The organism is Providencia sp. PROV048, assembly GCF_033688165.1.
Lineage (GTDB): Bacteria > Pseudomonadota > Gammaproteobacteria > Enterobacterales > Enterobacteriaceae > Providencia > Providencia hangzhouensis.
In genome coordinates, this window is record NZ_CP096360.1 from 3,069,994 (window position 1) to 3,094,242 (window position 24,249).

At 41.3% G+C, this 24,249-nt stretch carries 23 protein-coding genes and 1 riboswitch; of the genes, 8 read left to right on the forward strand and 15 right to left on the reverse strand.

All coding sequences use genetic code 11. The features are described 5' to 3' along the window. The first annotated feature begins 7 nt into the window (after positions 1–7). Complete coding sequence (locus M1F26_RS13550) at positions 8–1,114, forward strand: ABC transporter permease (protein ID WP_094962425.1); 1,107 nt, start codon at positions 8–10, stop codon at positions 1,112–1,114. A 211-nt stretch (positions 1,115–1,325) separates the two neighbouring features. Here M1F26_RS13550 and M1F26_RS13555 read toward each other — a convergent pair whose 3' ends face one another. The 5 genes from M1F26_RS13555 to moaA all read right to left on the reverse strand — a co-directional run bounded on the left by M1F26_RS13555 (position 1,326) and on the right by moaA (position 4,347). After that, complete coding sequence (locus tag M1F26_RS13555) at positions 1,326–2,033, reverse strand: Bax inhibitor-1/YccA family protein (RefSeq protein WP_004256664.1); 708 nt, start codon at positions 2,031–2,033, stop codon at positions 1,326–1,328. 133 nt (positions 2,034–2,166) lie between these two features. After that, positions 2,167–2,619, reverse strand: coding sequence for a molybdopterin synthase catalytic subunit MoaE (gene moaE / locus M1F26_RS13560; protein ID WP_004256668.1), 453 nt, complete (start codon positions 2,617–2,619; stop codon positions 2,167–2,169). Position 2,620: 1 nt separating this feature from the next. Continuing rightward, on the reverse strand, positions 2,621–2,866 hold the full coding sequence (gene moaD / locus M1F26_RS13565; protein ID WP_004256672.1) for a molybdopterin synthase sulfur carrier subunit: 246 nt from the start codon (positions 2,864–2,866) through the stop codon (positions 2,621–2,623). Next, positions 2,866–3,342, reverse strand: a complete 477-nt coding sequence (gene moaC, locus M1F26_RS13570) for a cyclic pyranopterin monophosphate synthase MoaC (RefSeq protein WP_140170859.1) — start codon at positions 3,340–3,342, stop codon at positions 2,866–2,868. Before moaC ends, moaD begins: the two co-directional genes overlap by 1 nt. Before the next feature lie 24 nt (positions 3,343–3,366). After that, a complete protein-coding gene (moaA, locus tag M1F26_RS13575) occupies positions 3,367–4,347 on the reverse strand; it encodes a GTP 3',8-cyclase MoaA (RefSeq protein ID WP_094962423.1) in 981 nt (326 codons plus the stop codon). Further along, positions 4,337–4,476: riboswitch (molybdenum cofactor riboswitch) on the reverse strand. (Overlaps the previous gene by 11 nt.) A 656-nt stretch (positions 4,477–5,132) precedes the next feature. Between moaA and M1F26_RS13580 the strand changes: the two genes are divergently transcribed. Next, complete coding sequence (locus tag M1F26_RS13580; RefSeq protein WP_140170860.1) at positions 5,133–6,041, forward strand: gluconeogenesis factor YvcK family protein; 909 nt, start codon at positions 5,133–5,135, stop codon at positions 6,039–6,041. Positions 6,042–6,249: 208 nt separating this feature from the next. Here the strand turns inward: M1F26_RS13580 and uvrB are convergent, their stop codons facing one another. The 5 genes from uvrB to bioB form a co-directional block, all read right to left on the reverse strand. After that, on the reverse strand, positions 6,250–8,268 hold the full coding sequence (gene uvrB, locus M1F26_RS13585) for an excinuclease ABC subunit UvrB (protein WP_140170861.1): 2,019 nt from the start codon (positions 8,266–8,268) through the stop codon (positions 6,250–6,252). 627 nt (positions 8,269–8,895) lie between these two features. Next, on the reverse strand, positions 8,896–9,573 hold the full coding sequence (bioD, locus tag M1F26_RS13590) for a dethiobiotin synthase (RefSeq protein WP_004256682.1): 678 nt from the start codon (positions 9,571–9,573) through the stop codon (positions 8,896–8,898). Beyond that, positions 9,566–10,351 (reverse strand): malonyl-ACP O-methyltransferase BioC, encoded by a 786-nt coding sequence (gene bioC, locus M1F26_RS13595; RefSeq protein ID WP_140170862.1) that lies wholly within the window; start codon positions 10,349–10,351, stop codon positions 9,566–9,568. Before bioC ends, bioD begins: the two co-directional genes overlap by 8 nt. Beyond that, on the reverse strand, positions 10,329–11,486 hold the full coding sequence (bioF, locus tag M1F26_RS13600; protein ID WP_140170863.1) for an 8-amino-7-oxononanoate synthase: 1,158 nt from the start codon (positions 11,484–11,486) through the stop codon (positions 10,329–10,331). Before bioF ends, bioC begins: the two co-directional genes overlap by 23 nt. Then, positions 11,486–12,523: a biotin synthase BioB gene (bioB, locus tag M1F26_RS13605; protein ID WP_140170864.1), complete on the reverse strand. Its 1,038-nt coding sequence runs from the start codon at positions 12,521–12,523 to the stop codon at positions 11,486–11,488. The genes bioF and bioB overlap by 1 nt, the downstream gene beginning before the upstream one ends. A 93-nt stretch (positions 12,524–12,616) precedes the next feature. On the opposite strand from bioB, the gene bioA reads away from it, so the two are divergent. Then, positions 12,617–13,885 (forward strand): adenosylmethionine--8-amino-7-oxononanoate transaminase, encoded by a 1,269-nt coding sequence (gene bioA / locus M1F26_RS13610; protein ID WP_140170865.1) that lies wholly within the window; start codon positions 12,617–12,619, stop codon positions 13,883–13,885. A 178-nt stretch (positions 13,886–14,063) separates the two neighbouring features. Here the strand turns inward: bioA and pgl are convergent, their stop codons facing one another. Beyond that, positions 14,064–15,050: a 6-phosphogluconolactonase gene (gene pgl, locus M1F26_RS13615; RefSeq protein ID WP_140170866.1), complete on the reverse strand. Its 987-nt coding sequence runs from the start codon at positions 15,048–15,050 to the stop codon at positions 14,064–14,066. 299 nt (positions 15,051–15,349) lie between these two features. Between pgl and M1F26_RS13620 the strand changes: the two genes are divergently transcribed. Continuing rightward, positions 15,350–16,168 (forward strand): pyridoxal phosphatase, encoded by an 819-nt coding sequence (locus M1F26_RS13620; RefSeq protein ID WP_140170867.1) that lies wholly within the window; start codon positions 15,350–15,352, stop codon positions 16,166–16,168. Between the two features lie 84 nt (positions 16,169–16,252). On the opposite strand, the gene modC is transcribed toward M1F26_RS13620, so the two are convergent. From modC to modA, 3 genes are read right to left on the reverse strand one after another with little or no spacing between them, the layout of a single operon-like run. After that, positions 16,253–17,320 (reverse strand): molybdenum ABC transporter ATP-binding protein ModC, encoded by a 1,068-nt coding sequence (gene modC, locus M1F26_RS13625; protein WP_140170868.1) that lies wholly within the window; start codon positions 17,318–17,320, stop codon positions 16,253–16,255. Between the two features lies 1 nt (position 17,321). Next, entirely contained in the window at positions 17,322–18,011 is a 690-nt protein-coding gene (gene modB / locus M1F26_RS13630) for a molybdate ABC transporter permease subunit (RefSeq protein ID WP_094962413.1), read from the reverse strand. A gap of 25 nt (positions 18,012–18,036) precedes the next feature. Further along, on the reverse strand, positions 18,037–18,813 hold the full coding sequence (gene modA / locus M1F26_RS13635) for a molybdate ABC transporter substrate-binding protein (protein ID WP_096864111.1): 777 nt from the start codon (positions 18,811–18,813) through the stop codon (positions 18,037–18,039). 276 nt (positions 18,814–19,089) lie between these two features. Between modA and M1F26_RS13640 the strand changes: the two genes are divergently transcribed. Further along, a complete protein-coding gene (locus M1F26_RS13640) occupies positions 19,090–20,154 on the forward strand; it encodes an ElaD/SseL family deubiquitinase (RefSeq protein ID WP_140170869.1) in 1,065 nt (354 codons plus the stop codon). A gap of 84 nt (positions 20,155–20,238) precedes the next feature. On the opposite strand, the gene M1F26_RS13645 is transcribed toward M1F26_RS13640, so the two are convergent. Further along, positions 20,239–20,391 carry an AcrZ family multidrug efflux pump-associated protein gene (locus M1F26_RS13645; protein ID WP_004256731.1) on the reverse strand — a complete coding sequence of 51 codons (153 nt, stop codon included), beginning with the start codon at positions 20,389–20,391 and terminating at the stop codon, positions 20,239–20,241. A 218-nt stretch (positions 20,392–20,609) separates the two neighbouring features. On the opposite strand from M1F26_RS13645, the gene modE reads away from it, so the two are divergent. The 3 genes from modE (at position 20,610) to M1F26_RS13660 (ending at position 24,122) form a co-directional block, all read left to right on the forward strand. Beyond that, positions 20,610–21,398, forward strand: a complete 789-nt coding sequence (gene modE, locus M1F26_RS13650; RefSeq protein WP_094962410.1) for a molybdenum-dependent transcriptional regulator — start codon at positions 20,610–20,612, stop codon at positions 21,396–21,398. Positions 21,399–21,544: 146 nt separating this feature from the next. Then, complete coding sequence (modF, locus tag M1F26_RS13655) at positions 21,545–23,014, forward strand: molybdate ABC transporter ATP-binding protein ModF (protein WP_004256733.1); 1,470 nt, start codon at positions 21,545–21,547, stop codon at positions 23,012–23,014. 247 nt (positions 23,015–23,261) lie between these two features. Next, positions 23,262–24,122 carry a broad-spectrum class A beta-lactamase TEM-1 gene (locus M1F26_RS13660; RefSeq protein WP_000027057.1) on the forward strand — a complete coding sequence of 287 codons (861 nt, stop codon included), beginning with the start codon at positions 23,262–23,264 and terminating at the stop codon, positions 24,120–24,122. Positions 24,123–24,249: the final 127 nt, after the last annotated feature.

Here is a 24,249-nt window from a genome sequence, read left to right on the forward strand (position 1 = left end):
TGAAGTTATGTTTTATCGCCTATACACCTTAATTATGAAAGAGCTTCAATCATTACTTCAAGAACCACAAACACGGGCTATTTTGATTTTACCCGTGATATTTCAGATGATTTTATTTCCTCTGGCTGCCACTCTTGAGGTCACTAACACCACCATTGCAATTTTTGACCAAGACAGTGGTGAACATTCTATCGAGTTGACTCAACGTCTCGCCAAAGCCAGTGCGTTTTCTCAAGTTTTATTATTGAAGAATGAACATGAAATTCGTGAAACGCTTGATAACCGTAAGGCTCTGCTGGTTGTCCGTTTTGGGCAAAACTTTAGTGCTGATATTGCAAGCCACCATAACGCTAATATGCTGTTACTCCTTGATGGACGTAATTCAAATAGTGCGCAAATTGCAGCAAATTATGTTGCACAAATTGTCACTCAATACCAACATGAGCTAACGCAATCACAGACTCTGCCGAACAACAGTGAATTAATCGTTCGTAATTGGTACAACCCCAATTTAGATTATAAATGGTTTATTGTGCCTTCATTAGTAGCTTTAATAACTACGATCGGGGTACTGATTGTGACATCTCTTTCTATCGCAAGGGAAAGAGAACAAGGCACCCTGGACCAATTGCTCGTTTCTCCCCTTACCACTTGGCAAATATTTATTGGTAAGGCGGTGCCTGCATTGATAGTAGCGACTGCACAGGCAAGTTTGGTCCTAGTTATTGGGATCTTTTGCTATCAAATTCCTTTTGCTGGCTCCCTACTCCTCTTTTATGCCACGATGTTATTCTATGGGTTGTCCTTGGTAGGGTTTGGTTTACTTATTTCAGCACTGTGTTCAACTCAGCAACAAGCGTTCATTGGGGTATTTGTATTTATGATGCCAGCAGTGCTGCTATCAGGTTATATTTCCCCAGTCGAAAACATGCCAATTTGGCTACAACAAATCACTTGGATTAACCCAATTCGTCATTTCACTGAAATCACCAAACAGATATACCTAAAAAATGCTGATTTTTCAGTTATCTTCCATAGTTTATGGCCATTATTCATCATTGCGATAATCACCAGTTCAGTGGCCTATTACTTATTTAGGAAGAAAATAGCGTGATCAAAAAAAATAATATTACACTTTGAAAATACAATTAAAAGCATTAGAACTATCATTAACGCCTTGAATCACAAACAAGTTAATAATATTCAAATCATATTTTACGATAGTATTTAGATCAAAAAACCCTTGTTACCAAAGTAACAAGGGTTTTCAATTTTAACGACTTCTATCCCCTCATTTCACTGAGTAATGAGGAAAACCACTCAAATTAGCGACGGTCACCAAAGATACGCAGCAACATTAAGAACAGGTTAATGAAGTCTAAATACAGAGATAATGCACCCATAATAGAGTATTTACGCATTGTTTCTCTGTCGTCTTCATCAATTTGTGAACCCATTTCTTTCAGTTTTTGAGTGTCATAAGCAGTTAAAGCAGCAAACAGTAAAACACCACCGTAAGTGATCACCCAATACATCATGGTGCTTTGCAGCCAGATGTTAACCAAAGAAGCGACAACAATACCAATCAGCGCCATAAACAGGAAGTTACCCATACCTGTTAAGCTACGTTTAGTGGTATAGCCGTAGAAACTTAATGCACCAAACATTACCGCAGTAATGACAAATGTGCCCGCAACGGACTCACCAGTATATGCGGCAAGAATAACTGAAATCGTTAAGCCGGTGAGCAATGAATAGAGCATAAACATGCCCGTTGCTGCCATGCCACTAATTTTTTGCAGCAGGAATGAAATGCCCATCACTAAACCAAGTTCAGCAATAATCATTCCAAAAAAGAGAATCTTATTGGTTGCAATGGTGTAGTACAAACCACTGCTTACAGAATACCATGCCACAAAAGCTGTCAGCAGTAGACCGACTGTCATCCAGCCGTATACTTGCGACATAAATGCCTGAACGCCAGTATTGGCACCCTGGACAAGAGAATCATTACGTTGATCAAACTGACCCATGATGGTTACCCTTTCGCTAAAAGAAAAATCGACCCAGTAAAAATACTGCAATCGGAGAAATTAACCAAAGTCTAACACATTCTTTTGACAATACCATTCAGCAAATTCGTATTTTTTAGCGGAAAAAATGCGATTACCAGCGGTTTGCAGACGCCTCGTCGGTTTCTTTCGCTTCCACCCAACGTTCATTTTCAGGTAAGGTTTCTTTTTTCCAAAATGGGGCTTTGGTCTTTAAGTAATCCATAATAAATTCAGCCGCTTGAAATGCAGCATTACGATGAGCACTTGTGACCCCAACAAAAACAATTTCTTCGCCGGGTTGTAAGGTGCCAATGCGGTGGATCACACTAACTCTCTGCAATGGCCAACGCTCTTTTGCTTCTATGACTATATTCGCTAACGCTTTTTCAGTCATTCCTGGGTAGTGTTCGAGTGTTAATGCCGCAACGCTGTCACCTAAATTATGGTTACGCACTTTCCCCGTAAAAGTCACCACTGCGCCATCACTATCACACTGTGCAAGCCATTGATATTGCTCACCAACACTAAAATTTTCAGTTTGTACTGCAATATGGGTGTTTTCCATATTACCCCCCAGTGACAGGTGGGAAAAATGCCACTTCGTCCCCTTCTGAGAGAGGGTGGTCTAGTGAAACAAATGATTGATTAACAGCGGCAAGTAATTTGCCATCTTCAAGTGCCAACGCCCAACGATCCCCTTTTTGTGAAAGTGCTTGGCGCAAGTCTTCCACTTTTTGGTACGAGTCTGTAAGTTCTAAACGTTCCGTTCCAACTAGCTCACGTACCTGAGCAAAAAATAATACTGTGATCATTATTCCACCTTAAAATGTCCAGATTTGCCGCCTGTTTTCTCTAATAAACGAACAGGGCCAATCACCATATCTTTTTGCACGGCTTTACACATGTCATAAATCGTTAACGCAGCAACGGATGCGGCTGTTAACGCTTCCATTTCTACCCCTGTTTTCCCTGTTAACCGGCAACAAGTTTCAATACGGACGCGGTTATGTTCAGGTTCCGCTTTCAAGGTCACTTCAACTTTGGTTAACAACAATGGGTGGCATAATGGGATAAGCTGCCAAGTGTTTTTTGCCGCTTGAATACCCGCAATACGTGCCGTGGCGAACACATCCCCTTTATGATGGCTACCATCGACAATCATCGTTAAGGTTGCTGGGTTCATGGTGACATAAGCTTCTGCGCGAGCTTCACGGATAGTTTCAGCTTTGGCTGAAACATCAACCATATGCGCCTCGCCCGACGCATTGAGGTGAGTCAGTTGGGACATATTTTCTCCTGAAATAAAAAAGAGTTAACCGCCGATTACGGATAAATTTGGTGTAATTCCGCTATCGCCCATATGCAGAAAATGGGTTTCTCGTTTATGGTGTAAGCCCCGTTGAATACGCGCTTTTAACGCTTCGTTTTGGTCATCTGCGCCCAATAAATCACGAAGTGGAATACCATTTTCACCAAATAAACATAAATGGAGATTTCCTAGTGAGGAAACACGTAAGCGGTTACAGCTTTGGCAAAAATCTTTTTCGTAAGGCATGATAAGCCCAATTTCGCCTTGGTAATCTGGATGACTAAAGACTTGAGCTGGCCCATCACTACGAGAACGAGGAAGCATATACCAGCCTTCTTCGATTAAACGTTCGCGAATAGTTTCGCCTGAAATATGAAAGCGTTGGAAGATATCACTTCCATCACCGGTTTCCATGAGTTCAATAAAACGTAATTGAATTGGTCGGTGCTTGATCCAATTTAGGAATGACTTCAACGCAATATCATTGACATTTTTCATGAGCACTGCATTGACTTTTACTTTTTCGAAGCCTGCTTCAAAGGCGGCATCAATGCCTTTCATCACCTGAAAGAATTTATCTTGCCCTGTGATGGCCGCAAATTGGCGTGGATCTAAGCTGTCAACGCTCACATTGATCGCGTTCAACCCTGCGGCTTTCCATTCATGCACATCTCGCGCCATACGGTAGCCGTTGGTTGTTACGGCTATTTTTTTGATTGATTCATTTTCATTGATGGCAGCAATAATATCACTGAAATCTTTGCGCATAGTCGGCTCACCGCCCGTAATACGCACTTTTTCTGTGCCTAATTCTGCAAATGCCGTACTGATACGACGAATTTCATCTAATGTTAAGAATTCATGGCGACCGCTTGGCTTGTAGCCATCGGGTAGGCAGTATGTGCAACGAAAGTTGCAAACATCTGTTATAGAAAGCCGAAGATAATAAAATTTCCGGTCAAATTGATCGACAAGTTGCTGCATAATCACACCTTTCCAAGTACGGGAGATGCAGACATTTCTATCTTGCACCCTGGTGGCTCTAGGCCACGGCCAGTGCATCATATTCAGTCGTTCAAACTTAGACGCAAAGGCTAGGAGTTTTATTTGGAACCGAGTCACTGATTTTAAACTGTAAAATGCGTCACTCTGTTCACTTAATTTATGTAAGGATTCTAGCCGATAGAAATTGAAAAAGCGAATTGCAATTCGATATATATCATTATATACAACGACTTACAAAAGACATAGTTGAATCACCGAAGCTATTATTATCAATGACAATTTTCCATTTTGAGTGGTTTCAAACCGTATAATTTCATACCAATTGATTAACATCTCTAACTATTTAATTAAACATTTATTGATATAGATCTAAAAAGGGAAGCAAGCTCCCCATCTAATTGTTTACGTTATAAATATCAGCACTTAACGCTTATCAAAACCGATATTTCAAATTGAATAATTGGCATATCAATTAAAATAAACAGTGAAGCACAGAATTCATTAACCAAAACTCTAAATAATTTGCGTTGCAAGTTGTGATTAGGCGACAGATGAGGATACCTTGGAAGTACACACCAATACAGAATCGTCTCTTTTATTGTTTTTTGTCACGGTACTTAAGCTAAGAATGATGTTTTATGGTAGATTAACGCCCAATTTATTTTAGTCGCCATAAAACGGGCTTTAGCATAAAAAACGTATTTCGTAACTCGCTGGTTTACTTGCTTTTATAAGTACTGAAAATTAACTGATATAGGAACACTATGCCGAATTGTAGTCTGGCGGATCTCAAACATGTTGTCGCTCTAGGTGGCGGCCATGGGCTTGGTCGCGTGATGTCTTCACTTTCTTCTTTAGGTTCTCGTTTAACGGGTATTGTCACCACAACCGACAATGGGGGCTCGACTGGTCGTATTCGTCGCTCTGAAGGCGGGATCGCTTGGGGAGATATGCGTAACTGTTTAAATCAGCTAATTACTGAACCATCCATTGCTTCTGCGATGTTTGAATACCGTTTCAGCGGTAATGGTGAACTTTCAGGCCATAATTTAGGTAATTTAATGTTAAAATCATTAGACCACCTAAGTGTTCGTCCGTTAGAAGCCATAAATCTTATCCGTAATATGCTAAAAGTTGATGCGCAGTTGATCCCGATGTCGGAATCCCCTGTTGATTTAATGGCTATCGATGAAATGGGTAATGAAGTGTACGGTGAGGTGAATGTTGATGCCTTACATGAAATCCCACAAGAGTTACGTTTGTATCCAACAGTCAAGGCAACTAAAGAAGCCTTGCAGGCTATCCACCAAGCAGACTTAATTATTATCGGCCCTGGCAGTTTTTTTACTAGTTTAATGCCATTATTACTTTTGGATGAAATTGCGGCTGCACTACGCGAATGTAAAGCCCCGATGATTTATATTGGCAATTTAGCGAAAGAAATTAGCTCCCCTGCTGCAAACCTGTCTTTACCTGACAAACTAAAAATGATGGAACAGTATATTGGCTGCCAAAAAATTGATGCGTTAATCCTTGGCCCACGCACACAAACCAATAATATCAGCCCTGACCGCAAAATAATCCAACGGGTACTCGAAGCTGACGATATTCCATATCGCCATGATAGAAAGCTGTTACTACAAGCCATCGAAGAAACCATCAACTTGCTATAATTTTTCCTATTCCGCTGCTGAATACCCGCAGCGGAAAACCTTCCCTAAAATTAGCCCTTTGTTTCCCGTATTTCCACAAAATCTATTTTCAAAATACTTTGCGTTGTGGGTAGGCGGCAAGTGAAGGCAGCTCGGGGAGCATACATAAATATGTGACCCGAGTGACTAAACGCAGCCAACCCCCCCACAACGCGAAGTATGAAGGAAATTAGGAATTAGCGATAAACTGGGAGCGTATCTCCTGCAATTCGTCTCTGACTCGCGCAGCCGCTTCAAATTCAAGATCTTGAGCATGCTTATACATTTGCGCTTCAAGTTGCGAAATCCGTTGCTCCAACTCTTTTGTTGACATTGATTGAATATCAACCGAATTATTATTTTTGGTATTGTCTTTCGTGCGGCTTTTTCCTTTGCCACCCACTTTGTGGCCAATTTGCAGGATATCACCGATTTTCTTATTCAACCCTTGTGGAACGATGCCATGTTCTTCGTTGAACGCCATTTGTTTAGCACGGCGACGCTCTGTTTCTGCAATCGCTTTTTGCATGGAGTTGGTGATCCTGTCTCCATAGAGGATTGCCTTACCATTTAAGTTACGAGCCGCACGCCCTATGGTTTGAATAAGCGAACGTTCCGAACGCAAGAAACCTTCTTTGTCCGCGTCTAAAATAGCCACCAGAGATACCTCTGGCATATCCAAGCCTTCTCTTAATAAGTTGATCCCAACCAGCACATCAAACTCACCAAGCCGCAAGTCGCGAATAATTTCCACTCGCTCGACTGTATCGATATCTGAGTGAAGATAACGAACTCGCTCCCCGTGTTCTTCGAGATATTCCGTTAAATCCTCGGCCATACGTTTAGTTAATGTGGTGACTAACACACGTTCATTTTTCTGCACACGTATACGAATTTCAGACAGTAAATCATCTACTTGGGTAGAAACTGGGCGAACTTCAATTATCGGGTCAAGTAGGCCTGTAGGCCTAACAACTTGCTCAATCACCTCATTGCCTGATTTATCAAGCTCATAGTTACCCGGTGTTGCTGAAACATAAATAGTTTGCGGCGCTAAAGCTTCAAATTCTTCAAAACGCATTGGCCGGTTATCTAATGCAGAAGGAAGACGAAAACCATATTCAACTAAGGTCTCTTTTCTTGAGCGGTCCCCTTTGTACATCGCGCCTATTTGTGGGATGGTAACGTGAGACTCATCAACCACTAGCAAGCCATCTGCAGGCAAGTAATCGAATAATGTCGGAGGTGGTTCACCGGGCGCACGACCCGATAAGTAGCGCGAATAGTTTTCAATACCTGAACAATAACCGAGCTCATTCATCATTTCTAAGTCGAATTGTGTTCGTTGGGTAATACGCTGTTCTTCAAGTAGTTTATTGTTTTCCAGTAATACTTTTCGCCTATCCGCTAATTCAACCTTAATTTGTTCCATTGCTTCAAGGATACGTTCTCTCGGGGTGACATAGTGCGTTTTTGGATAAACAGTAAAGCGAGGAACACGATGTTGTATTTGACCTGTCAATGGGTCAAATAATGACAACCGTTCAACTTCGTCATCAAATAGCTCAACCCGTAAGGCATACTCGTCTGATTCCGCAGGAAAAATGTCGATAACCTCACCACGGACACGGAAAGTTCCCCGCGTAAAAGCTTGGTCATTCCGCGTATATTGCAAGTCCGCTAAACGCCTTAAAATTGAGCGTTGGTCGATGATCATGCCATCCGTTAGGTGCAACATCATTTTTAAGTAGCTGTCAGGGTCACCCAAACCGTAAATAGCCGACACAGAAGCCACCACAATCACATCGCGGCGTTCGAGTAAGGCCTTAGTCGCAGATAGACGCATTTGCTCAATATGTTCGTTTACAGAGGCGTCTTTTTCAATGAAAGTATCTGAGCTTGGGACGTAAGCTTCAGGCTGATAATAGTCATAGTAAGAAACGAAATATTCCACAGCGTTATCTGGGAAGAAGGCTTTCATTTCACTATAAAGCTGTGCCGCTAAGGTTTTATTATGCGCCATTAGCATGGTGGGCCGGTTCTCTTGCGCAATGACGTTGGCAATAGTGAACGTTTTACCGGACCCCGTTACGCCTAATAGAGTTTGATGAGCAAGTCCATCTTGTAGCCCTTCCCTTAATCTATGGATGGCTTCGGGTTGGTCCCCTCCCGGCTGAAAATCAGAATACAGCTTAAAATCCTTACTCATATTAACGCCCCTTAACAAGTTTCTTCCAATATGATACTGGATAAAAAACCAGCTTCAAGTATTGAAGCTAAATTTTCTGTTAATCTCCGCTCTGATATGTTTATAAAAATGTTATCCCCAAAAAAGTACTTGACCTTTTTGAAACTTTATATTTTATGCTATTGCATTTTTATGCCATACCTCAAATACAAATTGAAGGCTTGATTTTATTTAACCATTTGTATTTATTATAGATTAATTTAAAGTCCAGAATCACATCAAATAAACCCAAAGCCGCTTGTCACCTAGCGTAGAACTTGTTTTATAACGTTAATACACAAGGTTATCCACAGAAATGGTGGATAACTCTTGAAGCCCTTAGAGCTCATGGATTCACAGGATCTCTAAGATTTGCTCAATGGAGGCAAAATGACAAAAAGATGGCAGTTTAATGAAAAAATTTTTAAGTAGTAACTGCTATGAAAAACAGATTTTATATTTTTTATTAAGATCTGAGTGGTATTTTTACTGAAATACTTGACAGTATTTTTGTTGAGAACGTTAAAAAAGATCGGCTCCCTATTTAACAATTGATCAGCCCCAAGCATTGAGTGTGGCTTGGGGAAAAGTATTGATATTTTTATATAATCAAATAGTTAATAAAGAAAGATCCAAATAGCTTCCTAATTTACCGTTGAGTGTTTTTTGGTGTGGGATCACCCCTAAACAAGGTGCTTTGATCATTCGGTTAAGTGTTGACAAATATTGCTCTTGGAAAATACCTGCGGGTTCAACTTCATTGGCAACCCAGCCGGCTACGGGTAAACCTGCAGCTTCGATAGATTCCATGGTTAACAATGCATGGTTTATACAGCCTAACTTAACACCAACGACTAAAATAACGGGGAGTTGCTGTTCAATCACCCAATCTGCATAAGTTTTTTCTACAGATAACGGAGTATACCATCCACCAGCCCCCTCGACTAATAACCAATCCGCTTGGGACTTCAAATAAGCCAACCCTTTATTTATCACTGAAAATTCAATTGGTTGGTTTAATTTCTCACTGATAATGTGCGGTGAAGTTGGCGCTTCAAATACAATAGGATTAATCGCCTCATAGGGTAATTTTACTCGACTATTGGCTTGTAATAACAACGCATCGCTATTACGTAGGCCATCCGCCGTGAGCTCACTCCCAGATGCGACAGGCTTATAGCCCACCGTATTCAAACCTTGATAACCTGCAGCTTGCAATAAAGCACAACTTACAACGGTTTTCCCTACTTCTGTATCCGTTCCTGTTACAAAATACATTTTAGTCACGGTAAATCACTCCAAACACCGTATGATAAGTTAGAGGTAAGCCTTGCTCTGTCATTGGATAGAGCAAAGCAAGTTGCTGCAAATGCTGGCGGGTCATTAACCCTGCTTTACGCCCAGCAGTCAAATGTGTCGCCCCAATGCCTTTCAATGAATGAAGCAACGCTATTAATTCAGGAAAATAGACGGTATCCTTCTGAAAAATAAGTTTATGTCTCCATGACTGACAACTATTTTGTATCTGCTGAACACTGAGAAAGGAATTCACATGTGAATAGCCATCAAGTGAATGCCAAGCTGAAGATAATTCTGCGAGAGAATGCTCTGCAAGTGTGGTGAACACCACAACTCCCCCCGGTTTTGTCACTCGATATAATTCACTTAATGCTTTGCTGAGATCTTGGCACCATTGGACCGATAAATTGGAAAAAACCACATCAAAGGTTTGTGAATCTAACGGAATGGATTCTATGTCAGCACATAAATAATGATCAGCCACAGCTTTCGTTTGCGCCATTTCGAGCATACCAGCAGAAAGATCTAAAGCCGTGATGTGATGTCCTTGATTTTTCAGTTTATGGCTAAAATACCCCGTACCGCACCCTGCATCTAAAATATGTAATGGTGCTGTGAGTTCTGAACTGTTTAAGACTGAAGTCAGTTGACCAAGCAGTTGTGTTCCTGTTGATCGTTGATAACTTGCCACTGAGTCATAACTTTTAGCCGCACGGCCAAATGCCGCTGCAATTTTATGCTTTTCACGACTGAGCGATAAAGTCATGTAAAGCCTCCAATAATTGATCGATATCTTGACGTTGATGCGCAGCGCTTAATGTGACTCGTAACCTAGCACTCCCAGGCGGAACCGTTGGCGGCCTGATCGCTTGCACCCAAATATTTTTTTTGCGTAAGAAATTGGCTAACTGTTGGCTAGCTTGGTTTTCCCCGATAATTAATGGTTGAATAGCCGTCATTGAATTAGCCAGCTGCATGCCATTAAAATCAGCATTATTTCTAAAATACGCAATATGTTGGTTAAGGTCTTCTCGTGCTTGATCTGCGAGCTGAATTTGCTCAACTGCCGATAGAAGCGCGACAGCCTGAGCCGGAGGCATTGAAGTGCTATAAATTAAATGGCGTGCGGATTGGACAAAAAATTCAGCCGTTGGCTCATCACACAATACCGCTGCGCCACTTAAACCAAACGCTTTACCAAATGTCACGACTAAAATTTCAGGTTTAACCCCATTCGCGAAGCAACTACCACGGCCTTGTTCTCCGATAACACCAATACCGTGTGCATCATCAACCATCAGCCAAGCATGCTGATTTCTAGCGATTTCCTGCAATTGTTGAAGAGGAGCACTATCACCATCCATACTAAAAACGCCTTCTGTGACGACAAGCGTTTTTCCCGAAATAGGCTTGTGGATTAAGTTTTCGAATGATAATGGATTATTATGCTGAAAGCGCCTTAATTGAGCCCCCGAATGAATCGAGGCTTCCATGATCGATGCATGGCTGAGCTTATCCGCTAAGATACGATCTTTTTCCGTCATTAATGCGGTGATCACCGCATGGTTCGCAGCAAATCCAGAAATAAACAATAAGGCTTTTGGGTAGCCTAGCCAACCAGCGAGCGCTTGCTCTAATTTATCATGCGCTTTGGTGAACCCTGTGATATGTCCCGATCCCCCACTCCCCACGCCATATTCATCGGCACCACGTTGCCAAGCGGCAACCACTTGGGGATGGTGAGATAACCCCAAATAGTCATTGGATGAAAAGTTGAGATATTCTTTTCCGGAAAAATAAAGAGACCTACCATTCGCATGATCAATGCACTGACGTTGACGCCAGATAGACGCCTGCTTACGCTGCTCTATCTGGTTTTGTATAAATGATTGCCAAGTCATTATACTGCTGCGTTATAAAATTGAGGGTTATCGGCGGTTAACAACGTTTCAGCTAACTTAGCGGCTTGATGGTTATCCCCTTCGTCAGTTTCAATTCGCTCAGGGTTAATATCCAGTTTTCTAAATAGTGCTAAATCTTTGTTTTCATCAGGATTTGGCGTCGTTAATAATTTACACCCATAGAATACTGAGTTCGCACCGGCCATAAAACATAATGCCTGAGTTTGCTCATTCATGTATTCACGGCCTGCCGACAGCCTAACGTATGACATTGGCATCATGATACGTGCAACGGCAATAGTACGAATAAAATCAAACGCATCGACATCTTCGTTATCTGCCATCGGGGTTCCTTCAACCTTCATCAACATGTTGATCGGCACACTTTCTGGCGGTTTAGGTAAATTTGCCAGTTGCACCAATAAGGCCGCTCGGTCACTGACTTTTTCGCCTAAGCCTAAAATCCCACCAGAGCAGACTTTGATCCCTGCGTCTCGGACATTTTCGAGTGTATTTAAGCGGTCTTGATAACTGCGAGTCGTAATAATATTGCCATAGTATTCAGGAGAGGTATCAAGGTTATGATTATAATAATCTAACCCGGCTTCTGCTAAGCGTTGAGCTTGAGAATTATCAATCATCCCTAAAGTCATACAGGTTTCCATCCCTAATGACTTCACTTCTTTTACCATCATTTCAAGATAAGGCATATCGCGTTCTTTCGGATTCCGCCATGCCGCGCCCATACAAAAACGAGTTGAACCTGCTTGCTTAGCTTTTTTCGCAGACTCCAGAACTTGCTGAACTTCCATTAGTTTTTCAGTTTCTAGTCCTGTTTTATAGCGCGCGCTTTGCGCACAATACTTACAATCTTCTGGGCAAGCCCCAGTTTTAATCGATAGCAAAGTACTGACTTGCACTTGCTGGGGGTCGAAATGTTGGCGATGAATTTGCTGTGCCTGAAATAACAATTCAAAAAAAGGCATTGAAAACAGTTCATTAGCTCGTTTTATTGTCCACTGTTTTAATTGGCTCACGGAGACTCTCCAGTTGAAAAAGTTGTTGCCAGTTTAAATATTGCGATTATCATGTCAACTAAAATGATCTAAAAAAGTTGACGATAATAGCAAATGGATAACGTAGATATTCAGTTTGATGCCAAACATATTTGGCACCCTTATACCTCGATGAGCCAGCCAATTCCGGCTTATCCGATTGTTGAAGCCCATGGCGCCGAGCTAATCATGGCCGATGGGAAAAAATTAATTGATGGCATGTCTTCATGGTGGGCAACCATTCATGGTTACAATCATCCTGTATTAAACCAAGCGGTAACAACGCAATTAGCGAAAATGTCCCATGTGATGTTTGGCGGGATTACGCACCCACCCGCAGTGAATCTATGTAAACAGTTGGTTGCTATCACACCAGAGCCGCTGGAATGTGTGTTTCTCGCTGACTCAGGCTCCGTGGCAGTTGAAGTTGCTCTGAAAATGGCATTGCAATATTGGCAAGCAAAAGGGGAAAAGCGTCAGCGCATCCTGACATTACGCCATGGATATCATGGTGATACTTTCGGTGCGATGGCCGTTTGTGACCCAGATAATTCAATGCATGGCCTGTATAAGGGGTATTTACCTCCACATATTTTTGTGGAAGCCCCTCAATGCGGTTTTTACGACGAATGGGACAGCGGCGATTTGCATCCTCTTGAAGTTCAACTTGCCGAAAATAGCGATAAAATTGCGGCGATCATCCTTGAACCGATCGTTCAAGGGGCTGGTGGAATGCGTATCTATCACCCTGAATATTTAAAGGGAGTCCGCCATTTGTGTGATCAATATGGTCTACTGTTGATCGCTGATGAAATTGCGACTGGTTTTGGTCGTACAGGTAAATTGTTTGCTTGCCATCATGCTGATATATCACCCGATATTATGTGTTTGGGTAAAGCACTAACTGGGGGCTATATGACACTTTCTGCCACACTCACAACTCGCCATGTGGCAGAAACCATTAGCAATGGTGAAGCAGGTTGCTTTATGCATGGACCAACCTTTATGGGTAACCCTCTTGCCTGTGCGGTGGCGGATGCCAGCCTGAGTTTGTTACTCAATAGTCCTTGGCAGAAAATAATTGCCACTATCGAACAACAACTTAAGGCTGAACTGATGCCTTTAATATCCCACCCTAGTGTTGCAGATGTACGTGTTCTTGGTGCAATTGGCGTGATTGAAATGAAGCAGCCAGTCAATACAGCCGCTTTACAAAAAGTATTCGTGGAAAATGGTGTTTGGGTTCGCCCATTCGGCAAACTTATTTATGTTATGCCACCGTATATCATCACCCCCGAGCAACTCAGTAAAGTAACAAATGCAATGGCAAAAGTGTTGGGATAGCACAATAAATTCAATGGTAATCGAAGTGATTTTTTCTGGATTTTTAATTAGAAAATCTTCTAAATAATTCGAGTTATAGCAAGGCGGCAATCGAGGATATCTTGGGGAGCATACATCAGTATGTGACCCAAGTAGCCGAGTGAAGCCAACACCGCTATAGCTCGAAATATGACGGAGATTAAAGGATGACTGAAATGACCCACATTGGACCTTTCCCGACCATATACCTTCCTATTTGTGTCAATTTCCCTGTAATCGGGTCAATTTCAGAAACTGAAATATGGTCTGATTTTTGCCCACTCGAAATTAAAAAACGCCCTGTCGCATCAATATTAAAGCCCCTTGGGTGCGTCTCTGTTGGGTAACGTGCTTCTAATGTTAGCTCGCAACCGTCATCAGAAACCAGATAGTGGCTGAGGTAGCTTTCAGAACGTTCACTAACATACAAATGGCGGCCATCTGGCGTAATATGGATATCGGCAGCCCAGCGCTGGCTTTCATTACCTAATGGGTAATTTGCCAAAGTTTGCATGTTACGATAGCGAGTGAATTTACGATATACGCCTACCGTTGAATCTAACTCATTCACACAATAAATGACCTTTTCAGTCGGATGGAAGGCCAGATGACGAGGGCCAGATTTTTCAGCCGTAGTAATTTGGTCTGCAGTTGCTTCGGTTAAATAACCATTTTCATGTAAATCGAATAAACGGATATGGTCTTCACCTAAGCAAGGCACCCAAAGCTGTTGATTATCAACATCAACATGAGACGAATGTGGATTTTGCAATCCTTCAATCACTTGAACGACTTGGTTTGGTACACCTTCATCATTGATAGTCAGAACTGATAGATTATGTTGATGATATGAAGGAACAAATAAATATTTGCCCGTGTTATCCAATGATAAGTGAACTGGCGTTCCCGGAACGGATGTTTCTGCTTTTAAACGTAGTAACCCTTTCTCTTCAATTTCATAGGTTACGACACGGAAATTCGGGCGCACACCAATATAAAGGTGTTTTTTATCATGGCTTAATACCATAGGTTGCACTTGACCCGGTGTTTTTACCGTTTGCAGAAGAGTAAGCTCCCCAACCTCATTCATCGACCACACGTGAATTTGCTGACTCTCGGGGCTCGCAATATAAACAACCTGATTCATCCTGACTCCTTAATTCATGATAAAAATACAAAACCGCATCTATAATCCACTATATTGGCTTCACTATACTTTATATTATGCAAATTACACTGGGTAAATAGCACTGACGCGGCTGTTACATATCGTACCAAGAACAAATAATAATGATACTAAAACGGTTCAGTTAACGTTATGATGATAAAACATATCAAGTTGACTATTTTTATAGCAATAATTTCTCATTATTCGTTAAATTCATCATCTCCCTATCTCTACCCCTTTAGTAAGATAGGTAACAACTAAATCACGTGGAGCCGTTTATGTCATACCGCGTTATTGCGCTCGATCTTGATGGAACACTGCTTGATCACCAAAAGAAAATTCTGCCTGAATCTTTAGCAGCCTTACAAGAAGCACGCCGCCAAGGCGTCAAAGTGATCATTGTCACAGGCCGCCATCATGTTGCGATTCATCCGTTTTATCAAACTTTAGATCTCGATACTCCAGCCATTTGTTGTAATGGAACCTACCTATACGACTATTTAGGCAAAAAAGTTCTAAAATCAGATCCTATGACCCTAGATTCTGTCACACAAATGATAGACAAACTGCGTGGAACAGATATTCAGCATTTAATGTATGTTGATAATGCAATGCTCTATAACGCACAAACAGAAGGCATTAAACGTACATTGAATTGGGCCGAATCCTTACCTGTTGCACAGCGCCCAACCATTGAATTTGTTGAAGATTACGCTGATGTGATGCATAACTATGATTCTATTTGGAAATTTGCTGTTAGCTCGCCAAATACGGAGCAGCTTCATCAAGTCGTTAGCGAAATTGAAAATGATTTTGGTTTGGACTGTGAATGGTCTTGGATGGATCAGGTTGATGTCGGCCGCAAAGGCAATAGCAAAGGCCAACGCTTAAAAGAGTGGGTCGAATCCCAAGGGATGACGATGAATGATGTTGTGGCTTTCGGTGACAATTTTAATGACTTAAGTATGCTGACAACCGCAGGTTTAGGTGTAGCAATGGGCAATGCCGTTGATGAAATCAAGCAACAAGCTAAGCTCGTGACTCGAGTTAATACTGAACCGGGTATTGCTGAAGTTATCCGTAAGTACGTTCTGTAACGTCCAATTATTTTATTAATTCAAGGAAAGCTCAGCTTTCCTTTTCTTATTTTCTATTGTCACAGCGCCAAGAACGACGAGTGATTATAGATGACGAGATAGCGATACAGCCTTCACTTGCGCATAAACTTTACGCCCTTTGCGAATAGAAAGCTCATCCCTTGCCCAGCGAGTGATCCGCGCCCATAAATAATGTTCTTCGCCTAAATCTAGCTTCACATCTACTTGCTCGCCATCTTCAATCCATTCAACCACTTCTGCGGCTAAAATATTACGAATACTGCTCACTTGTGGTTTTTCGAGTACCAAAGAAACATCTGCAGCGTCAATACGTATACGCACATCAACACCTTGTTGGGCTTCAACTCGAGGGATCCACAGTTTTTGGCTACCAACAATCACCGCTGTCATTTCATAATCAGAGTGTTGGCTATGCACCGTTGCACTTACCACACTGCTTAATGTTTCTTGCTGTAACCAAGGGCGCAAAGCACTACTTGCCCAAACATCTTCCAAAGCGCCAAATGCTTTAACTTTTCCCTGCGCCATGACAATCACTTTGTCAGCCAGACGCAATATTTCATCCAAACTATGGCTGACATATAAAATGGGAATTTTCACGTCTTGAGAAAGCTTTTCTAAATACGGCAGCAATTCACGCTTTCGAGGTAAATCCAAAGAGGCTAACGGCTCATCCATTAGGAGAATTTCAGGGGCTGTAAGTAATGCGCGGCCAATGGCGACTCGTTGTTTTTCACCACCAGAAAGGGTTATCGGATAGCGATTGAGTAATTTTTCAATCCCTAACAATTTAACAATATCATCGAAGCGGTCTTTCATTACGGGTGACATGCCATAACGCAAATTGCTTTTCACCCGATAATGGGGAAATAGCCGTGCATCTTGAAATACATAACCGATATGGCGTTGTTCAGGTGGTAAGCAAATACCTTTTTCCATATCCACCAATGTGCGACCATTTAATACAACGCGCCCTGTATTAGGTTTAGTTAACCCACCTATCACATTGATAAGCGAGGTTTTACCTGCGCCTGAAAGCCCAAAAACGGCAGTAATACTTTCCGTTGGCAATTGCGTTGTGACTTCAAGCTGCAAGTCCCCTAGTTTTTGAGAAAAGTCGAGTTCTAACATGCTAAGCCACCCCCAAACGCTTTTTACCCCAACGGGTGAGCCACTCTGAAATCAGTAATGAAATCAAGGCTAAAATAATCGCAATCACACATAAACGTGCAGCGTCTACCTCAGCCCCTGGCGTTTCGATTAAGGTGTACATCGCTAATGGGATGGTTTGTGTTTCACCTGGTATATTCGAAACAAAAGTAATTGTGGCGCCAAATTCACCAAGTGAACGTGCAAATGCTAATACTGTTCCGACAATAATACCGGGAAGAGAAAGCGGAATGGTGATCGTGAAAAAGACACGTAACGGTGTTGCGCCTAATGTCCTCGCGGCTAATTCCAATTTTTGGTCAACCGCTTCAAGCGCTAAACGGATCGCACGTACCATCAGTGGAAACGCAACCACGGCAGACGCAAGCGCAGCCCCCCGCCAACTAAAGGTAAAACTAAATCCAAACCAGTTATATAGCCATTCACCGATAAAACCGCGTTTACCCATACTGATCAATAATAAATACCCCACTACCACTGGCGGCAATACCAGTGGTAGATGAATAATACTATCGAGCAGTGTTTTTCCAGGAAAATTACAGCGAACCAATACCCATGCCATTAAAATACCCAATGGCAAACTGAAAATTACAGCCACACTGGATACTTTTAGACTTAGATAAATCGCTTCCCATTCATAAGGACTTAACATCTGCAAAAAAATACTCTCTTAACATTTATTTAGTACGAGGTTCAAAACCATAACGTTTGAATACTTCTGAAGCCGCTGGGGTTTTCAAGTATTCATAATAATCACGGGTTGCTTTGTTATCTTGATCTTTAACAATTGCCATTGGGTATTCAACAGGTTTATGGGTATCAGCAGGGAAGACACCTACCACTTTGACTTTTTGGCTAGCGACAGCATCAGAGCCATATACAATACCTAAAGGCGCTTCTTGGCGCTCAACCAATGCCATACCACTACGCACGTTATTCGTACGTGCTAACAGCGGGTCAACTGTTTCCCATGCACCTAAGTTGCTTAATGCTTCTTTGGCATAAATACCAACAGGGACATGGTCAGGGTCACCAACGGCTAAACGACCACCATCTAACAGTTTTTTCCAATCAGTTTGTTTATTAATTTCAACTTTATCAATTTTGGCATCTTTCGGTGCAATTAACACCAATTCATTACCTAATAATGTATAGCGTGTATCTTCTACCATCAATTTTTTATCGATAGCATAATCCATCCATTGTTGGTCAGCCGAAATGAATAAATTAGCGGGGGCACCTTGCTCAATTTGACGAGCCAGCGTTGAAGAAGACGCATAGGATGCAACAACCTCTACTTTAGTGTCTTTCTTATATTGCTCAGAAATTTCATTCAGTGCATTAGTTAGAGAAGCCGCTGCAAAAACCGTAATTTTATCAGCTGCAAAGCTATTGCTAGCCATCGTTAACGTCAATGTTGCGCCAGCGAGAAGTGATACCAAACCTTTTTTCATTTTTATCTACCCTAGTATTAATCGACACGTTATATATAACAGGACACAGCGATAACTTAAAGTCAAACTCGTAATAAAAGTGTGCTGGCGCAAGAAATGATGCAATTTTGTTGCATGTTTTCTCTAAAATCCCACGAACGATGAAAAATTCCTCAGCCGTAAAATCGTTTTTATATAGAGAACAATTTATATCCTTTGTAACTTTATCGGCACAAATCGTACACAATTGAATATTTTATCCAACTTTTGCAGGTAGATAAAAACAGAGGAGATAATATGGCTATTCAACCGACAGCGCTTTCTCCAACCCAAGCTCACTATATGAGTGGATTAACCATTGAGCAATTTAATGGGTTATTTGAAAAAAATATTTCCCCTGAAGCTTTAGCTTCTTTGGCGGAATCTGCGGGTGATGGAAACCTAAATAGTATTGATTTACTACACAATATCGCTCTTAGACAGGATTCAGCTGGAAAAAACGCAGAAAATATCCTATTTGATTTATTTAGTGGAAAACGTTCTGCAGTAAAAGGGATCGATAAAGAAATACAAAAAACCAGTCAGGTTCTGTATCAATCTCAACACCATCGAGAGGTTTTTAAACACCCATCTAAACTGTTGTATATCATTGGTTCAACCTTAGAAAAACTCGACGATAAAATCGAATTAACCAATTTATTTGTGCAAAACCTACCTCCAGTGTTAGGCAATGAATCAAATCTCTGGGGTAATAATCGGATGATAACTTGTGATGAGATTGATTCAAGTAATAAAAATAACCCAACTTTGCCATCAAATATGATGGTCAATAGCCCAATAGGCCTCATCCAAAGCGGGGACAATTTATTAGCAGAGATAATTGAACAAAAAGCCCCTGAGAGTGTAAAATTAAAACAATTCGAATTATTCCCTATCAATGTCAATGATAACCATTGGGTCTTGTTTGTACTCTATCAAGCAGATCCAATACATCAACCAGCGGATAATAATCAATCAGCGAATAATAAAAGAAAATGCATTCTATTTAATTCATACGATAACGTGAGTACCGATATTCGAAAAGAAATAACAGTGGCAGCAAAAAAGGCCGATGTCGCTGAAGAAGATATCACTTACATAGAAGGAAACATCCAACAACAAGTCCCTAACGGATGTGGATTATTCGTTGTTGAAGCTATCAAGCAACTCACTGAAAATACTCAGCAAGATCCTTATGATACATTAAAAGAATTTCAAGAAAGTTTTATAAAAAAGACGATGGCTGAACAAAAAGAGTTTAATATTCAAAACCGCAGACAACTATATTCAAATTACCATGATAGCAAATATCCATCATTATAATGCCCACTGCTATATGAAAAACCCCCTGACTACATTTACAATCAGGGGGTCTATAATCAGTCAGACAAGAAATTTTGTTAAAAATTACTTGTTTTCAGTATTATGATGATGAGGTACGTGTGCTTTAGACAGTAAGTTAAAGAACGCGCCCAAACCGTAGATCAAACCCATGATCAAAAACATAACAACTGGAACCATCATCAGGGCAAAACCCAAACTTTTAATTAGTTCTAACATAGGAAAAAGCCTCTTCAGTGATACTGTACCCACCAGCCTACAAGATACGCTGACGAGGGAAAACTTGACTCTCAGTATATTGAGTATAAATCAAATCAAAATAATAACGCACAATTACGTTATAATGGAGACTATTTTAGACAAAATATTATACTAACGACATACTAAACGTGCTTTTTACGTCTGTCATCACCAGACACGTCGGAAGGGAGAAATTTATGCAGGCCGAAATTTTACTCACACTGAAACTACAGGGCAGTTTATTTGCTGATCCTCGCCGTATCGCGCTACTAAAACAAATTAAAGCGACAGGGTCAATCAGCCAAGGCGCTAAACTCGCAGGGATCAGCTATAAAAGTGCTTGGGATGCCATCAATGAAATGAATCAACTCACTGATGATATCCTTGTTGATAGAGCAACAGGTGGTAAAGGCGGTGGCGGCACAACACTCACCCACTATGGTGAAAGATTACTTCAACTTTATGATTTACTGGCGCAAATTCAACAAAAAGCCTTCGATGTACTCAAAGAAGATAATCTCCCTTTAGACAGCTTATTGGCGGCTATTTCACGGTTTTCATTGCAAACCAGTGCCCGTAACCAATTTTTTGGTACTTTAATTTCCCGTGACCATATGCAAGTTCAACAACATGTACAAATTCGCTTAGCCGATAACAGCACTGTGATTAATGCCGCACTAACAGAGCAAAGCGCTAACCGTTTAGGGTTAACGGAAGGGAAGGAAGTGCTTGCATTGATTAAAGCACCTTGGGTCAAAATTACTAAACAACCTAACCCAACAGGCTTTGATAACCGCCTTGAAGGCAAAATTACCACTTTAGAGCGGGGTGATGAGAACAGTGAAGTGATTGTGACACTCACAGGCGGTGAAACTTTATGTTCAACTATGCCAAATAGCGAAATCGATGCCCAATCTTTGAAAGTGAATAATAGCGTTATGGCATTATTCAATGCGGACCAAGTGATTGTTGCCACACTTTGCTAATTTGCTAGTTTGCCCTGCTTACTTACAATAAAAGTAAGTAAGCATTCACCTTTTTTCCTTATCATATCGTTCTGTTGTTGACTTTAGCTTCAATCCTGATTATTTGTGATAGATGACAAGGTAAATAATCATGATAAGGAAGCTTGATGAGCACAATAACAATACAACATGGCAACTTTAAGCTCAGCGAAATTCAGACTTTAGACATTCAGCAACTTAACATCGAAAAAGGGGAAAATTGGGCTTTTATTGGTGCCAATGGTAGTGGTAAATCATCACTTGCTCGAGTACTTTCCAATGAGCTCCCTCCTCTTTCTGGTGTCGTAAAAAATACATTCACCTCTCCTGTTCGTCTATCATTTGAACAATTACAAAAAATCATTAATGAAGAGTGGCAGCGCAATAATACAGATATGCTCAGTGATGATGAAGATGACACGGGATATACAGCAGCTGAAATCATTCAATTTAACCATAAAGACAATGAATACTGCCTTGAGCTTGCCGCTCGCTTCGGTATCAGTGACTTGTTGTCTCGTCGGTTTAAGTACCTTTCTACGGGTGAAACTCGCAAAGTACTGTTATGCCAAACATTGATGGGTAACCCTGACTTACTGATCCTTGATGAGCCATTTGATGGCCTAGATGTTTATTCAAGAAGTCAGCTCAGCGAACTACTATCAAGTTTGTCTGAAAAAGGCTTAACTTTAGTGTTAGTGTTGAACCGCTTTGATGAACTCCCTGATTTTATTGAAAACATAGGTGTTGTCGCTGATTGCAAACTAGCAATGGTGGGAAATAGGGAGTCAGTACTTGCTAACACGTTAATAACGCAATTACAGCATAGTGAGAAAATTAAACAGCTTTCTATCCCTGAAACTGAGGCTCCAACCGCAGATGAAAAACTGGATGACACGACACCTCGTATTATTTTGAAAAATGGAACTGTTAGCTACAATGACAAACCGATCTTGCACGGTTTAAATTGGCAGGTAAACCCAAACGAACACTGGCAAATTATCGGTGAAAATGGCGCTGGAAAATCCACCTTATTGAGCTTGATTACAGGAGATCACCCTCAAGGGTATAGTAATGACTTAACCTTATTTGGTCACCGTCGTGGGTCAGGAGAAACTATATGGGATATTAAGCGCCATATTGGTTACGTCAGCAATAGCATTCACCAAGAATACCGTGTCGCAACCAGTGTACTCAATGTCATTATTTCCGGTTTTCATGATTCTATTGGCTTGTACCAAACCCCCTCTGATCGTCAAATACAATTAGCGTATGAATGGCTAGCTCTGTTAGGTTTTTCGACGCAAACAGCTCAACAACCTTTCCACAGTCTTTCGTGGGGGCAGCAGCGCTTAGTCTTGATAGCTCGAGCACTAGTTAAACACCCTGCTATGCTTATTCTAGATGAGCCATTGCAAGGGCTTGATGGCCTTAACAGGTTGTTAGTTCTGCGGTTTATTGATGTAATGCTAAGACAAGGTAACACACAACTCTTATTCGTCAGCCATCATCAAGAAGACGCTCCTGCTTGTATTACACATCGGCTCACTTTTGTCCCTGATAATGGGAAATACCGTTACGATATTGAAAAACTTTAATTTTTGACTTATTTGCCAATAGACACGATGAAACTGTTGGCAAATTAATCTAATGTTTAATAGATGGTAACTAAGTTATACACAAATAACTCTTTGATTTTATTTTATTTATATTTTTTAGGTTATTTTAAGGGGAAATGTGCGCGGAACCCCTATTTGTTTATTTTTCTAAATACATTCAAATATGTATCCGCTCATGAGACAATAACCCTGGTAAATGCTTCAATAATATTGAAAAAGGAAGAGTATGAGTATTCAACATTTTCGTGTCGCCCTTATTCCCTTTTTTGCGGCATTTTGCCTTCCTGTTTTTGCTCACCCAGAAACGCTGGTGAAAGTAAAAGATGCTGAAGATCAGTTGGGTGCACGAGTGGGTTACATCGAACTGGATCTCAACAGCGGTAAGATCCTTGAGAGTTTTCGCCCCGAAGAACGTTTTCCAATGATGAGCACTTTTAAAGTTCTGCTATGTGGTGCGGTATTATCCCGTGTTGACGCCGGGCAAGAGCAACTCGGTCGCCGCATACACTATTCTCAGAATGACTTGGTTGAGTACTCACCAGTCACAGAAAAGCATCTTACGGATGGCATGACAGTAAGAGAATTATGCAGTGCTGCCATAACCATGAGTGATAACACTGCTGCCAACTTACTTCTGACAACGATCGGAGGACCGAAGGAGCTAACCGCTTTTTTGCACAACATGGGGGATCATGTAACTCGCCTTGATCGTTGGGAACCGGAGCTGAATGAAGCCATACCAAACGACGAGCGTGACACCACGATGCCTGCAGCAATGGCAACAACGTTGCGCAAACTATTAACTGGCGAACTACTTACTCTAGCTTCCCGGCAACAATTAATAGACTGGATGGAGGCGGATAAAGTTGCAGGACCACTTCTGCGCTCGGCCCTTCCGGCTGGCTGGTTTATTGCTGATAAATCTGGAGCCGGTGAGCGTGGGTCTCGCGGTATCATTGCAGCACTGGGGCCAGATGGTAAGCCCTCCCGTATCGTAGTTATCTACACGACGGGGAGTCAGGCAACTATGGATGAACGAAATAGACAGATCGCTGAGATAGGTGCCTCACTGATTAAGCATTGGTAACTGTCAGACCAAGTTTACTCATACTGAAATAATTGGGGGGTGATTACCACCGTAAATTTTTCCCAGACGGTAAAAAGAATTACAGACTTTTATCAACTAAAAAAGTGGCCTGAATATCAGCACTACC

Bases quoted from the DNA above. Each gene is read 5' to 3' on its own strand.
- bioF (WP_140170863.1), bottom strand. From the start codon at position 11,486: ATGACTTGGCAATCATTTATACAAAACCAGATAGAGCAGCGTAAGCAG.
- moaE (WP_004256668.1), bottom strand. From the start codon at position 2,619: ATGGAAAACACCCATATTGCAGTACAAACTGAAAATTTTAGTGTTGGT.
- M1F26_RS13660 (WP_000027057.1), top strand. From the start codon at position 23,262: ATGAGTATTCAACATTTTCGTGTCGCCCTTATTCCCTTTTTTGCGGCA.
- pgl (WP_140170866.1), bottom strand. From the start codon at position 15,050: ATGAATCAGGTTGTTTATATTGCGAGCCCCGAGAGTCAGCAAATTCAC.
- M1F26_RS13555 (WP_004256664.1), bottom strand. From the start codon at position 2,033: ATGGGTCAGTTTGATCAACGTAATGATTCTCTTGTCCAGGGTGCCAAT.
- modF (WP_004256733.1), top strand. From the start codon at position 21,545: ATGAGCACAATAACAATACAACATGGCAACTTTAAGCTCAGCGAAATT.
- M1F26_RS13645 (WP_004256731.1), bottom strand. From the start codon at position 20,391: ATGTTAGAACTAATTAAAAGTTTGGGTTTTGCCCTGATGATGGTTCCA.
- moaC (WP_140170859.1), bottom strand. From the start codon at position 3,342: ATGTCCCAACTGACTCACCTCAATGCGTCGGGCGAGGCGCATATGGTT.
- M1F26_RS13580 (WP_140170860.1), top strand. From the start codon at position 5,133: ATGCCGAATTGTAGTCTGGCGGATCTCAAACATGTTGTCGCTCTAGGT.
- modB (WP_094962413.1), bottom strand. From the start codon at position 18,011: ATGTTAAGTCCTTATGAATGGGAAGCGATTTATCTAAGTCTAAAAGTA.
- modC (WP_140170868.1), bottom strand. From the start codon at position 17,320: ATGTTAGAACTCGACTTTTCTCAAAAACTAGGGGACTTGCAGCTTGAA.
- moaD (WP_004256672.1), bottom strand. From the start codon at position 2,866: ATGATCACAGTATTATTTTTTGCTCAGGTACGTGAGCTAGTTGGAACG.
- bioC (WP_140170862.1), bottom strand. From the start codon at position 10,351: ATGACTTTATCGCTCAGTCGTGAAAAGCATAAAATTGCAGCGGCATTT.
- M1F26_RS13620 (WP_140170867.1), top strand. From the start codon at position 15,350: ATGTCATACCGCGTTATTGCGCTCGATCTTGATGGAACACTGCTTGAT.
- M1F26_RS13640 (WP_140170869.1), top strand. From the start codon at position 19,090: ATGGCTATTCAACCGACAGCGCTTTCTCCAACCCAAGCTCACTATATG.
- modE (WP_094962410.1), top strand. From the start codon at position 20,610: ATGCAGGCCGAAATTTTACTCACACTGAAACTACAGGGCAGTTTATTT.
- moaA (WP_094962423.1), bottom strand. From the start codon at position 4,347: ATGCAGCAACTTGTCGATCAATTTGACCGGAAATTTTATTATCTTCGG.
- bioA (WP_140170865.1), top strand. From the start codon at position 12,617: ATGGATAACGTAGATATTCAGTTTGATGCCAAACATATTTGGCACCCT.
- M1F26_RS13550 (WP_094962425.1), top strand. From the start codon at position 8: ATGTTTTATCGCCTATACACCTTAATTATGAAAGAGCTTCAATCATTA.
- modA (WP_096864111.1), bottom strand. From the start codon at position 18,813: ATGAAAAAAGGTTTGGTATCACTTCTCGCTGGCGCAACATTGACGTTA.
- uvrB (WP_140170861.1), bottom strand. From the start codon at position 8,268: ATGAGTAAGGATTTTAAGCTGTATTCTGATTTTCAGCCGGGAGGGGAC.